This window comes from Marivivens sp. JLT3646, assembly GCF_001908835.1.
Classification (GTDB): domain Bacteria; phylum Pseudomonadota; class Alphaproteobacteria; order Rhodobacterales; family Rhodobacteraceae; genus Marivivens; species Marivivens geojensis.
The window spans coordinates 1233374-1246002 of the sequence record NZ_CP018572.1; the positions used below are offsets into that span (position 1 = coordinate 1233374).

Here is a 12629-nt window from a genome sequence, read left to right on the forward strand (position 1 = left end):
TTACCTTGGAATATCGAACTTTGGCGGGGCGAGCGTAAAGCCTTCGAACTGGAACGCTGGGCTAACTGTGCAGCCGACAAGCGTCCAATCGCCCGTCGTTTTAGCCGCTTGCCAATAGCGTTTTGGCACGATGATCTGCGGCGCTTCGCCTGCCAATAGATCCGGCCCTAGGATGTGATCAACGGCTGGTCCATCATCGTTTGCAGCCATCGATAGAACAATCGGGGCACCCGCATAGTAGTGCCAAATCTCAACAGCGTCGACTTTGTGCCAATGACTGCTTTCGCCTGATTTGAGTAGGAAATAGATGCAGGTCCCCTCAGGGCGACCTTCCCCATCCGCAATCCACGTTTGACGATAATACCCTCCCTCGGGATGGGGCTGCAGGTCGAGGTGCGCAATGATGTCGTCGGCTGTCATGCTATTAGCCTATGATGCAACCTCTCGGCCTTCAACGAAAAAGCCCCGCACGAGGCGGGGCTTCTCAATTAGATTTCGACCTGATTACTTCAGGATCGAACGACCTGCGTATTGAGCGGTCGCACCCAGCATTTCCTCGATACGGATCAGCTGGTTGTATTTTGCCAGACGGTCAGAGCGCGACAGCGAACCGGTTTTGATCTGGCCGCAGTTGGTAGCAACTGCGAGGTCAGCGATGGTTGCGTCTTCGGTTTCGCCCGAACGGTGCGACATGACGTTCGTGTAACGTGCACGGTGCGCCATATCGACAGCTTTGAGGGTTTCTGTCAGCGAACCGATCTGGTTCACTTTAACGAGCATGGAGTTTGCGACACCCTGCGCAATACCATCAGCCAGACGGGCAGGGTTGGTCACAAAGAGGTCGTCGCCAACCAGCTGAACCTTGTCGCCGAGCTTTTCAGTCAGCAGTTTCCAGCCAGCCCAGTCGTCTTCTGCCATGCCGTCTTCGATCGAGATGATCGGGTAATCGGCACACAGAGCTGCGAGGTAGTCAGCGTTCTCTTCCGAGGTAAGCGATTTGCCTTCGCCCTTCATCTCGTATTTGCCATCGACGAAGTATTCGGTCGATGCGCAGTCCAGAGCGAGGTAGATGTCTTCACCAGCTTTGTAGCCCGCTTTTTCAATTGCGGTCAGGATGAAGTCGAGAGCCTTACGGGTCGATTCCAGTGCGGGAGCGAAACCACCTTCGTCACCGATACCAGTGTTGTAGCCAGCGGCAGAGAGCTCTTTTTTCAGGGTATGGAACACCTCAGACCCCATACGGATCGCTTCTTTCACGTTCGTTGCCGAAACGGGCATGATCATGAATTCTTGGATGTCGATTGGGTTGTCTGCGTGTTCACCGCCGTTGATGATGTTCATCATCGGAACGGGCAGAACTCGTGCAGAGGTGCCGCCAACGTAGCGGAACAGCGGCTGACCTGTGTATTCTGCTGCAGCTTTTGCAACAGCGAGCGATACGCCGAGGATCGCGTTTGCGCCCAGACGACCTTTGTTCGGGGTGCCGTCGAGTTCGATCATCGCTTCGTCGATCTCAACTTGTTCCAGAACGTCGTAGCCGACGAGGGTTTCAGCGATTTCGCCGTTTACTGCAGCAACAGCCTCGAGAACGCCTTTGCCCATATAACGGGATTTGTCGCCGTCACGCTTTTCTACGGCTTCATGTGCGCCGGTCGATGCGCCGGAAGGAACCGCAGCGCGGCCCATGGTGCCATCTTCAAGGATGACGTCGACTTCGACAGTCGGGTTGCCGCGGCTATCAAGGATTTCGCGGGCGTGGATGTCGATGATTGTGCTCATGAAGACAGGTCCTGTGCTGAAATGTCGTTATTTTCGTCCGCTCTATACCCGTCAACGTGACGAAGGGGAAGCGGAACGAGAGCGGGATTCGCGGTAGAACGTATAAATCCCCGATGTAATGACAATAAGAACACCCAAGAGCATGACGCCGTTGATCGAGTCACCTTCGTCAAACACGATCAGACCAACGGCCAGCGCAAAGACAATCCGCGTGTAACGGAACGGTGCAATCACAGCCATGTCGCCAAGCCGCGAGGCCATGATCAACAGATAATACGCTCCCGTGCCGATCAGAACGCCCGCAACGATATAGACCCATTGCAGGGTCGTCGGACGGACGAAGCTCTCGCCTGAATAGAGCAAGATTGCCCAACCCAATGGCACGATGGTCAAAAATCCCCATGCGGCAAGCTGGAGCGAATGCAGGTGCCCCTTGAGCGCCCTCGTGGTCACATCTCGCATCGCCATACCGAGAACCCCGATAAACGCGAGGATCAGCAGCGGATCGTAGTTCGAACTTCCTGGCTGGATCACGAGGAGAACCCCGAAAAAGCCCACGCCAATCGCGGTCCAACGCCGCCAGCCGACCTTTTGCCCTAGGAACAGCGCAGCCCCCATCGTCACAAACAAGGGCAGGGCCTGCATAACTGACGAGGTCGCCGCCAATGCGCCGCTTGTGAACGCTAGAACGTAAGCACCTGTGCCGATGAATTCGCCAATGTTGCGGATCACCACGCCTTTTTCGATGAGTTTCGGCGAGAGGAGGCGAATCCCCTTAGGCAACATGAAGGCCCAATACGCCATTGTGCCGAGTGCGCCGAGGATGATCAGAACCTGACCGGTCGGCATACCGTTTTCGCTGGCCAGCTTGATAAACATATCCTCAAGCGCAAAGCCTGCCATTGCGATGGTCATCAATATCGCGCCGCGGATGTTTTCCATGGTCTAGCCCCAAATATGTTCGCGCTATCGACTTAGCTGGAAATTTGATCAAACGGAATAGAGTGTCGCAACTTAACCACGAAAAAGGGCGGCCCACCGGACCGCCCCAAATATTTGTACGTCGGATCGATTAACCGATCGTCACCAGCGCATGGCGTTTCTTACCAGCCGAGAGCTTGAGCGGTTCTGCCAGATCAGCCGCGCTGAACATACGGCCAGCATCGGAACAAGGCTCATCGTTGACGCGCAGACCGCCTTCAGAGATCAGGCGTTTACCATCCTTGCCTGTTTTGGCGAGGCCAGAACGAACAACGAGTTGCGCCAGCGAAATACCGTCAGCCACTTCACCCGCGTCGAGCGTCAGCGTCGGTAGATCATCACCCACGCCGCCTTTTTCGAATACTTCGCGCGCGGTTGCCTCAGCCGCAGCCGCAGCCTCTGCGCCATGCAGAAGGGTCGTGACTTCGTTGGCGAGGATGATCTTCGCCGCGTTAATCTCGGATCCCTCGAGAGCACCAAGGCGTTCGCATTCCTCAACCGGTAGCTCAGTGTAGAGCTTCAGGAAACGTCCCGTGTCCGCATCGGTCGTATTGCGCCAGAACTGCCAGAATTCGTAGGGCGATTTCATGTCGGCGTTCAGCCAGACCGCACCGTCCTGCGATTTGCCCATCTTTTTACCGTCCGACGTGGTCAGAAGCGGCGAGGTCAGGCCAAAGATCTGCTCGTCCACAACGCGGCGCGTCAGGTCGATACCGTTGACGATGTTGCCCCATTGGTCCGATCCCCCCATCTGCAACAAACAGCCATAACGGCGGTTCAGTTCGAGGAAGTCGTAGGCCTGCAGGATCATGTAGTTGAATTCGAGGAAGGACAGCGACTGCTCACGATCGAGACGCGATTTCACCGATTCAAACGACAGCATTCGGTTGACCGAGAAGTGTCGACCGATGTCGCGCAGAAACTCGAGGTAGTTCAAACCGTCGAGCCACTCTGCGTTGTTCAACATCAGCGCTTTGTTCGGCGCGTCCGTGTCGTAGTCGATGTAGGCCGCGAACACCTTTTTGATGCCCGCGATGTTGTCGTTGATCTGGTCTTCGGTCAGCAGCGGGCGTTCGTCCGCACGGAACGACGGGTCGCCCACCTTTGTCGTGCCGCCCCCCATGAGGGTGATCGGTTGGTGGCCAGTCTTTTGCAGCCAACGCAGCATCATGATCTGGATCAGCGATCCGACGTGCAACGACTTCGCCGTGGCGTCAAAGCCGATATAGGCCGGTACCACGCCCTTGCTCAGTGCCTCATCAAGGCCTTGATAATCCGTGCAGTCCGAAAGGAAGCCGCGTTGCATCATGACAGCCATGAAATCGGATTTGGGATGGTAGGTCATCGTCTTGTCCTTGGTTTTCGTTCGCGGCACTCTATAAGCGGCTCAACGGGTGAGGGAAAGCGTATGTTGAAGTCTGGGGCAATTCGGGCGCTAGGTGCGATGTCTGGGACATCGTTAGACGGTGTGGATGCAGCTGTTTTGGTGACAGATGGCGTGACGATCACCGAATTCGGTCCCGCCGATTTCCGTCCTTATTCCAAAGAGGAATCAGCGGTGCTCCGCGCGGCCTTGGGGAAATGGGATGGCGCAGAGGTTGAGGCAGCTGCCGAAGTCATCGAAACCGCCCATGCGCAAATCTTGTCGGGTTTCGAGGATGTGGACCTCGTGGGGTTCCACGGCCAGACCGTAGCCCATGATCCCGCGAACCGTGGCACGCTCCAAATCGGAGACGGTGCATTGCTGGCCGAAGTGCTAGAGCGGCCCGTCGTTTGGGACTTCCGCAGCAACGATGTGAAGCTGGGCGGGCAGGGTGCGCCACTCGCGCCGTTCTATCACTTCGCCCTTGCGAAATTCATCGGCGCCACCGCGCCCGTCGCGTTCCTGAACCTCGGCGGCGTGGGCAACATCACGTGGGTTGATCCGACAAAGGCAAAGCCAGAAGGCGCAGGCGCGTTGATCGCCTTTGACACTGGGCCAGCCAACGCACCAATTAACGATCTGATGGTGAAACGTTTGGGCGTGGATCGCGATGAAAACGGTGACCTCGCCGCCAAAGGCAACGTGGATGAGGACATCCTGAACCGTTTCCTCGACCACCGCTATTTTTACAAAATCCCACCCAAATCACTCGACCGCGATGATTTCGCGGCCTTGGCGACTGAGGTTAATTCCCTCTCCGACGCCGACGCCGCAGCTACCTTAACCGCCTGCGCGGCGATGGCCGTTGTCAGGGGGATGGAACATTGTCCGTCAATGCCTGAAAAACTGCTGGTCACGGGGGGCGGGCGACACAATGCAACACTGATGGCGATGCTCGCCGCTGGCCTTGATTGCGAGGTTGCGCCGGTTGAGGATGCTGGCCTCGACGGTGACATGTTAGAGGCTCAAGCCTTTGCCTTTCTCGCCGTCCGCGTAGCCCGTGGTTTACCGACCTCTTGTCCTGCGACGACAGGCGTTGGTGCGGCCGTTGGGGGCGGCACTGTCAGTCATCCGCTTCGCTGATCTATAGACAGTCCCCCAATCCGGTGCTAACGATAGCCGCATGAAGAGCAACCTAATCATTATCAACTGCATTATTACCTGCTGACAAACGTCACGCGGGCCGCTCTTTCACGTTTCATTCGGATCAGTAAGTTGCTAAGCCCGCAGGCGAAAACCCTGTGTGAGAGGCCGTATGACCACGATCAAACTCCATAACTCGAAGACCCGCAAAAAAGAGGTCTTTGAACCGATCGACCCACAGAACGTGCGTATGTATGTCTGCGGCCCGACCGTCTATGACCGCGCCCACCTCGGGAACGCGCGTCCAGTTCTGGTGTTTGATATTCTCTACCGCTTGCTCCGCCATGTTTATGGTTCTGACGCGGTGACTTACGTGCGGAACTTCACTGACGTTGATGACAAAATCAACGCCCGTGCCGCTCGCGATAATCGGTCTATCCGTGACATCACCGATGAAACCATCGAATGGTATCATGACGATATGGATGCCCTCGGCGCGTTGCGTCCGAACCACGAACCCCGCGCGACCGAATGGATCGGCGCGATGGTGTCGATGATCGAAGACCTGATTGCCAAAGGCCACGCCTACGAAAAAGAAGGCCACGTGCTGTTCCGCGTGCGCTCCTACGAAAACTATGGCGCACTGTCGGGTCGTTCGGTTGACGACATGATCGCAGGCGCACGCGTCGAGGTCGCACCGTTCAAAGAGGATCCGATGGATTTCGTCCTCTGGAAACCCTCAGACGCTCAAACCCCAGGCTGGGACAGCCCGTGGGGTTATGGTCGCCCTGGTTGGCACATCGAATGTTCCGCCATGTCCTACGAACTCTTGGGCGCTTCGTTTGATATCCACGGCGGCGGTAACGACCTCCAGTTTCCCCACCACGAAAACGAAATCGCCCAGAGCTGCTGCGCCCACCCCGAAGGTGGCTTTGCGAATGTCTGGCTGCACAACGAAATGCTTCAGGTCGAGGGCAAGAAGATGTCCAAATCTTTGGGCAACTTCTTTACCGTCCGTGACCTCTTGGATCAGGGCATTCCGGGCGAAGTCGTTCGTCTCGTTATGCTCGGCACTCATTACGGTAAACCGATGGACTGGACCGATAAGAAACGGTCCGAGGCTGAGACGACACTGCGCAATTGGCGCGGGCTGGTCGCTGGGGTTGAGGCCGGTGCCGTGGATCAAGAGTTGATCGACACGCTGGCCGATGACCTGAACACAGCTGGTGCCATCGCGCGCCTCTATGTTCTGGCAAAAGGCGACGTTGCGGTCTTCAAAGCTTCGGCAGAGTTCATGGGCTTCCTCACCGATGCCCTCAGCGATTGGGCAAAGGTTGATGATGTCGATCTGTCCGCACTTGCCGACAAACTCGCCGCTTTGCGCACCGCAGCTATGGAAACCAAAGATTTCAGCGCCGTTGATGCGATGAAAAAGGGACTTATGGAGGCGGGCGTTGAGGTCCGCATGTCCAAAGCGGGTGTTGAACTTCTGCCTGCTGCAGGGTTCGATGCCGCGAAACTGGAGGGTCTATAATGACCAAAGAACGTCTTTACCTTTTCGACACCACCTTACGCGACGGTCAACAGACCCAAGGCGTGCAGTTCTCAACGGGTGAAAAGCAAAAGATTGCGACCGCTCTGGATAAGCTCGGCATCGATTACATCGAAGGCGGCTGGCCGGGGGCGAACCCGACCGACAGTGATTTCTTTGATGCTGTGCCTGATCTGAACAACGCAACAATGACCGCCTTTGGGATGACCAAACGGGCAGGGCGCTCGGCAGAGAACGACGACGTTCTGGCGGCGGTGATGAACGCGAATACGCCTGCGGTGTGCCTTGTCGGTAAGACGCATGATTTCCATGTGACGACCGCGCTTGGTATCACGTTCGAGGAAAACACCGAAAACGTCCGCGCCTCTATCGCGCATATCGTGGCGTCTGGCCGTGAGGCGCTGTTCGATGCGGAGCACTTCTTTGACGGCTACAAATCGAACCCTGACTATGCTCTCGAAGTGGCAAAGGCCGCTTATGACGCTGGTGCACGTTGGATTGTTCTCTGCGACACCAACGGCGGCACGCTGCCGTCCGAGGTCAAGGAAATCGTTGGCAAAGTGATCGCGGCTGGCATCCCGGGGTCCCACATCGGTATCCATTGCCATGACGACACGGGCCACGCTGTCGCGAACTCCCTCGCCGCTGTAGATGCAGGGGCGCGTCAAATTCAGGGCACGCTGAACGGTCTTGGTGAACGCTGTGGCAACGCGAACCTGACGACGATCATCCCGACGCTCTTGCTCAAAGAGCCTTATAAATCGACGCTCGACACGGGCATCTCGACAGAGGCGCTTGCGGGGATGCGCAAACTCTCGCGCCTTCTCGACGATATCCTGAACCGCGTGCCTGCGAAACAGGCGCCCTATGTGGGCGCGTCTGCCTTTGCGCATAAGGCGGGCCTCCATGCGAGCGCGATCCTCAAGGATCCGTCGACCTACGAACACATTGATCCCGCTCTGGTCGGCAACAGCCGCATCATCCCGATGTCGAACCAAGCGGGCCAGTCGAACCTCCGTCGCCGTCTGGCCGAGGCTGGGTTTGAGGTGGACGACAAAGATCCCGCTCTGCCGCGTCTCCTCGAAGAGATCAAAGAGCGCGAGTCCCGTGGCTATTCCTACGACACCGCTCAGGCGTCGTTCGAATTGCTGGCCCGCGAAATGTTGTTCCAACCGCGCCCGTTCTTTGATGTGGACCGCTACCGCGTGATCACTGAACGCCGCCGCAACGCGAAGGGCGAAGTGATCAGCGTCTCAGAGGCCGTTGTGTCCGTCTGGATCGGCACACAGCGTGTGACGTCCTTCTATGAGAACGAACATGCAGATCAGTTGAATGATGCGGGCCCTGTGAACGCGTTGTCGATGGCGCTGGCCAAAGACCTTGGTCCGTATCAGTCCTTGATCGAGGATATGGAGCTGGTCGACTTTAAGGTCCGTATCACAAATGGCGGCACCGAGGCCGTAACCCGCGTGATCATCGACAGCGAAGACAGCACAGGCCGCCGTTGGTCCACCGTTGGCGTTTCCGCGAACATAATCGACGCGTCCTTTGATGCGCTTCTCGACGCTGTGAACTGGAAACTCGTCCAAGACGGAGCCGAACCCGTATGACCCTGAACGCCTGCGCTGAACTGGTTCGTCAGGGCGACTCTGATCGTTTTCTCGCGACCATGGCTGCCCCACCAGAGGCGCGGGCGAAGCTCTTTCCGCTCTATGCCTTTAACCTTGAGGTGGCTAAGGCCCCTTGGGTGACGCGGGAACCGATGATTGCGCAGATGCGGTTGCAATGGTGGCAGGACATCGTGACCGAAGTGGTTGAGGGCAAACCGCCCCGTGCGCATGAGGTGGCGGGTCCTTTTGCAGAGGTCGTCAAATCTTCCGCTCTGCCGCCCTCTGTGATTTCGACCATGATCAACGCGCGGTATTGGGACATCAACGGCGACCTCTTCGAAAACGAAGAAGCCGTGATCGCCCATATCGACCGTGGCGCAGGGAGCCTGACCGTGTTGGCCGCTTTGGCTCTCGGTTCTGATGCGGACAAAGAAGAAGCCATTCGTGAGGCCGCTATCGCTTCGGGTATCGCCAACTGGCTCTTGGCCGTTCCGGCGATCAAAGCCGCAGGGCGCAAACCTTTGGCACATGAGACACTCGCAGAGGTAAAGAACCTCGCCGATTACGGCCTTCGGATGCTTGTGAAACATCACAGCACCGACTTTGGCCCCGCAGTTCCGGCCTTGCGTGCTGGATGGCGGGCCAAAGCGATCCTCTCAGCCGCTATTGCTGACCCACAATCCGTGCCCGACGGACGTCTGACCACGTCAGAGTTCCGTCGTAAGGGATCGCTCATGCTGAAACAGCTGATGGGCCGTTGGTGATCAGAGGTCTCTTGGACGCAGCGCCAACCAGATCAGCGAACCACCCGCGAGCGCGAGGAACGGCACCATCGCCACGTTGACAGCCGTCCAGCCATCAATCGGCGATCCGCCCGAACAGTTCATCAGACCGCCCGACGCTAGAGATGCGACCGTCACACCGCCAAAGACCAAGAGGTCGTTCAGGCCCTGAATGACACCGCGTTCATGTGGTTCGTGCGCCTGCGCCAACATCGTGGTCGCGCCGATAAAGCCAAAGTTCCAGCCGACACCCAGTAGGATCAAACCTACGTAGAAGCTCAAAAGCGACGGTGACGCTGCCTCATCCGCGAGCTGGACGCCAGCCAGCGCCGCGAGCCCCGCAAAGGCGAGGATCACAAGGCCCGTCGCCATGATCGTCTTCACGCCAAAGCGCGCGATTAGGTGACCGGTAAAGAACGAGGGGACGAACATCGCCAGAACGTGCGCGGTGACGATATCGTTCGAACTATCAACACCGTAGCCGCAGCCGACAACCGCCAGTGGGGTCGAGGTCATCACGAGGTTCATCAGCGCGTAGCTGACCATACCGACGATGATTGCCACGATGATCGGCGGATGTGCCAGCAGCGCTTTACGTGTCCGTGCAATCGGCGCATCCAGAACTTTCGGCGCTGATTTGCTGCCCTTCGGTAGATCGAGCGCGAGGAAAAGGAACAAACCAAACAGGTTGATTGCCACGATCGCGAGGTAGCTGCCAAGGAACGGAATGACCGGATTGATGTCACCGACCACTTTGTTCAATTGTGGTCCTACGATTGCCGAGATCAGACCGCCCGCCATTACGTAGGAAATCGCCTTGGGCTTGAACGTGTCGGTCGCAGTGTCAGTCGCGGCAAAGCGGTAGAAGCCCTGCGCTGACATATAGATACCCGTAATATACGACCCGACGAGGAACAGCGGGAAGTTCGCGAAAAACAGGCCCGCTGCCGAAATCATCGCGCCCAGCATCCCCGCAAAGGCACCGAGCATGAAACCAAACTGACGCCCATTGCGCTGCATCAGCGGCGACAGCCACGGCGCAGTGGTCATCGACCCGAATACGATCATCGAAATCGGCAAGGTCGCCCAGCAAGGGTTCGACGCCAGTTGTTTGCCCGCAAGACCGCCAATCGCAAAGATCATAGGCATCTGAGCGCCCAAAATCGCTTGGGCCACTACCAGCACTGCTACGTTGCGTTTCGCGCGGCGGTCGTCGGTATAGATCGTATCCATGGGAAGTCCTAATTTCGTTGCCGCCTTTGTGACCGCCTTAACACATGGCGTCAATCACATGTGCGAATGACCCATAGGCGCGACCGAGCCGCAGTCCCATCGCGGGTAGATCGTTGCCTTCGGCATCTAGGGCGGTGAATAACGCGTCACCTTCGGCCTTAATCGTGGCCGCATAATGGAACTCATGCGCGGCCCAATGACCTGCGAACGGACCATGCGTGCCTGTTACCGTCCGATATCCCAGATGCAGCTTTCGCTGTTCAAACGAGGTTTCCAAGCGCAACAGCCCAGCCATTTCGTGCCGTGTGCCATCGGCCTCTATTAGACCATCACCCATGACCATATAACCGCCGCATTCTCCATAAATATCAGTGGTTAATGCGGCGTTCTGCAGATTCTGTATAAATCCCGATCCGACAATCTGACCTGCATAAAGCTCTGGATAACCGCCGGGCAGATAAACCAAATCGGACTCTGGGATCGGATCACCATTGAGCGGTGAGAACGGAATGACTTCGGCCCCATTGCGCCGCCAATCTGAAATCATATGCGGATAGGAAAAGGCAAAGGCGCGGTCTTGGGCCAATGCAATACGCTGCGCGGGCGATGTGAGGCCCGCGTGATTGCCTGTCGCCACTGGACGCATCATCTGCCGCAGCCCGTCAATGTCCACATGGCGACGGACAAGAGCGGCGGCGCTATCCAGAAACGCATCCAAATCTTCGCGCTCGTCCGCCTGCACGAGGCCGAGGTGACGGGACGGCTGAACAATCTGCGCATCGCGCGGAACGGCACCCAAAACGGGGATGTTTGTCGCAGCTAGTGCGCGGCGTAAAATGCCTTCGTGCCGAGGCGACCCGACTTTGTTCAGGATCACGCCCGCAATGGTCACGTCCGATGCAAAGCCTGCAAAGCCAGCGACAAGTGGCGCAATTGATCCTGCCATCCGCGCCGCATCGACCACCAAAACGACCGAGAGGCCCAGCGCACGGGCCAAATCCGCGCTCGACCCACGGTCATCGGGCGGTGCTCCGTCAAAGAGGCCCATCGCACCTTCGACGATAAGCGGACCATCACCAGCTGCAAGCGACCGAATACGATCAGGCGTCATCGCCCAAGCGTCCAAATTCACACAGGGTTGACCGCTGGCAACCGCATGAAAGCGCGGATCAATATAATCAGGGCCAGATTTCGCACCGCGCACGTTCAGTCCGTCTTGGGCCAAGGCGCGCAAAAGGCCCAAGGTGATCGTCGTCTTGCCCGATCCCGAAGAGGGTGCAGCAATGACGATCCCTGTCATGCGCTCTCTGCCGGACGACCACGCCCAAGCGGGTCAAGGTTGCGCGGTTCAATGCCCGCCGCAAGGCTCTGCCAATCCAGAACCTGACGCATCAGAACCGATCGACCTACGCAAATGATCGCAGGCGGTTCCAGCCCAGCGGCCGCGATGTCGGCCTCTAGCGTGCCCAAGGTCGATTCCAAAACCTGCTGGTTTGGTGTCGTCGCATTGGTCACCACAGCCACAGGTTCCGACAGCGGACGCCCCGCATCAATCAGGCTACCTGCGATCTGGGCGATGTGTTTCATTCCCATGTAGATCACGAGGACTTGCGAGCCCTTACTGATCGCCGCCCAATCGAGCGATTGCGGTGTTTCACCCGACTGGTCGTGCCCCGTGACAAAGGTCACCGATTGGTTCACGTCGCGGTGGGTGACAGGAATGCCCGCGTAGGCTAAGCCGCCGATACCTGCCGAAATTCCGGGGATAATGCGCACAGGAACGCCATGCTGAATCAGGGTTTGCGCTTCTTCGCCACCACGGCCAAAGACAAACGGATCGCCGCCCTTGAGCCGCAAAACCTTTTTGCCCTCTTTCGCCATGTCGACGAGTTGGAGCGAGATATCGCGCTGCTTTGCCGACGGTTTGCCGCCGCGCTTGCCCGCGTAAATATGTTCCGCATTCGGGGCGAGGGCGAGGATCGCCTCATCCACAAGCGCGTCATAGATCACCACATCCGCTTGCTGCAGTCCGTTAACAGCGTGCAAAGTCAGCAGCCCTGGATCACCAGGGCCAGCACCACAGAGCCATACCCAACCGGGTTTCAAAGCGGGCCATGTTTGGCCGGAAAAGGGAAGCGAGTCGATCATGGGGTCGTTATGCCCCGTAAGTCAGGGTGAATAAAGCC

At 57.7% G+C, this 12629-nt stretch carries 11 protein-coding genes; 4 read left to right on the forward strand and 7 right to left on the reverse strand.

The genetic code is table 11. The annotated features are described in order from the left end of the window. The 4 genes from BSK21_RS06155 to tyrS form a co-directional block, all read right to left on the reverse strand. On the reverse strand, positions 1-420 hold the full coding sequence (locus tag BSK21_RS06155; protein WP_067547786.1) for a cupin domain-containing protein: 420 nt from the start codon (positions 418-420) through the stop codon (positions 1-3). An 84-nt stretch (positions 421-504) separates the two neighbouring features. After that, a complete protein-coding gene (gene eno, locus BSK21_RS06160) occupies positions 505-1779 on the reverse strand; it encodes a phosphopyruvate hydratase (protein ID WP_067547789.1) in 1275 nt (424 codons plus the stop codon). Between the two features lie 51 nt (positions 1780-1830). Next, on the reverse strand, positions 1831-2721 hold the full coding sequence (locus BSK21_RS06165) for a DMT family transporter (protein ID WP_067547793.1): 891 nt from the start codon (positions 2719-2721) through the stop codon (positions 1831-1833). A 130-nt stretch (positions 2722-2851) separates the two neighbouring features. Further along, positions 2852-4105: a tyrosine--tRNA ligase gene (gene tyrS / locus BSK21_RS06170; RefSeq protein ID WP_067547795.1), complete on the reverse strand. Its 1254-nt coding sequence runs from the start codon at positions 4103-4105 to the stop codon at positions 2852-2854. Positions 4106-4168: 63 nt separating this feature from the next. Between tyrS and BSK21_RS06175 the strand changes: the two genes are divergently transcribed. The 4 genes from BSK21_RS06175 (at position 4169) to BSK21_RS06190 (ending at position 9192) form a co-directional block, all read left to right on the forward strand. Further along, positions 4169-5266, forward strand: a complete 1098-nt coding sequence (locus BSK21_RS06175; RefSeq protein ID WP_067547799.1) for an anhydro-N-acetylmuramic acid kinase — start codon at positions 4169-4171, stop codon at positions 5264-5266. A gap of 172 nt (positions 5267-5438) precedes the next feature. Then, positions 5439-6800 (forward strand): cysteine--tRNA ligase, encoded by a 1362-nt coding sequence (gene cysS, locus BSK21_RS06180; RefSeq protein WP_067547802.1) that lies wholly within the window; start codon positions 5439-5441, stop codon positions 6798-6800. Next, entirely contained in the window at positions 6800-8428 is a 1629-nt protein-coding gene (gene cimA, locus BSK21_RS06185) for a citramalate synthase (RefSeq protein ID WP_067547805.1), read from the forward strand. Before cysS ends, cimA begins: the two co-directional genes overlap by 1 nt. After that, positions 8425-9192 (forward strand): squalene/phytoene synthase family protein, encoded by a 768-nt coding sequence (locus BSK21_RS06190; protein WP_067547808.1) that lies wholly within the window; start codon positions 8425-8427, stop codon positions 9190-9192. The genes cimA and BSK21_RS06190 overlap by 4 nt, the downstream gene beginning before the upstream one ends. Here BSK21_RS06190 and BSK21_RS06195 read toward each other — a convergent pair whose 3' ends face one another. The 3 genes from BSK21_RS06195 to cobA are packed head-to-tail and all read right to left on the reverse strand — an operon-like array spanning position 9193 to position 12591. After that, a complete protein-coding gene (locus BSK21_RS06195; RefSeq protein ID WP_067547811.1) occupies positions 9193-10443 on the reverse strand; it encodes an MFS transporter in 1251 nt (416 codons plus the stop codon). It abuts the gene before it with no gap. Between the two features lie 37 nt (positions 10444-10480). Then, positions 10481-11743, reverse strand: coding sequence for a cobyrinate a,c-diamide synthase (locus BSK21_RS06200; RefSeq protein WP_067547814.1), 1263 nt, complete (start codon positions 11741-11743; stop codon positions 10481-10483). Then, positions 11740-12591: a uroporphyrinogen-III C-methyltransferase gene (cobA, locus tag BSK21_RS06205; protein WP_067547817.1), complete on the reverse strand. Its 852-nt coding sequence runs from the start codon at positions 12589-12591 to the stop codon at positions 11740-11742. The genes BSK21_RS06200 and cobA overlap by 4 nt, the downstream gene beginning before the upstream one ends. Between the last annotated feature and the right edge of the window lie 38 nt (positions 12592-12629).

What these genes read in the sequence shown, in the direction of transcription:
- BSK21_RS06155 (WP_067547786.1), bottom strand. Translation starts at nt 420, where the DNA reads ATGACAGCCGACGACATCATTGCGCACCTCGACCTGCAGCCCCATCCC.
- eno (WP_067547789.1), bottom strand. Translation starts at nt 1,779, where the DNA reads ATGAGCACAATCATCGACATCCACGCCCGCGAAATCCTTGATAGCCGC.
- BSK21_RS06165 (WP_067547793.1), bottom strand. Translation starts at nt 2,721, where the DNA reads ATGGAAAACATCCGCGGCGCGATATTGATGACCATCGCAATGGCAGGC.
- tyrS (WP_067547795.1), bottom strand. Translation starts at nt 4,105, where the DNA reads ATGACCTACCATCCCAAATCCGATTTCATGGCTGTCATGATGCAACGC.
- BSK21_RS06175 (WP_067547799.1), top strand. Translation starts at nt 4,169, where the DNA reads ATGTTGAAGTCTGGGGCAATTCGGGCGCTAGGTGCGATGTCTGGGACA.
- cysS (WP_067547802.1), top strand. Translation starts at nt 5,439, where the DNA reads ATGACCACGATCAAACTCCATAACTCGAAGACCCGCAAAAAAGAGGTC.
- cimA (WP_067547805.1), top strand. Translation starts at nt 6,800, where the DNA reads ATGACCAAAGAACGTCTTTACCTTTTCGACACCACCTTACGCGACGGT.
- BSK21_RS06190 (WP_067547808.1), top strand. Translation starts at nt 8,425, where the DNA reads ATGACCCTGAACGCCTGCGCTGAACTGGTTCGTCAGGGCGACTCTGAT.
- BSK21_RS06195 (WP_067547811.1), bottom strand. Translation starts at nt 10,443, where the DNA reads ATGGATACGATCTATACCGACGACCGCCGCGCGAAACGCAACGTAGCA.
- BSK21_RS06200 (WP_067547814.1), bottom strand. Translation starts at nt 11,743, where the DNA reads ATGACAGGGATCGTCATTGCTGCACCCTCTTCGGGATCGGGCAAGACG.
- cobA (WP_067547817.1), bottom strand. Translation starts at nt 12,591, where the DNA reads ATGATCGACTCGCTTCCCTTTTCCGGCCAAACATGGCCCGCTTTGAAA.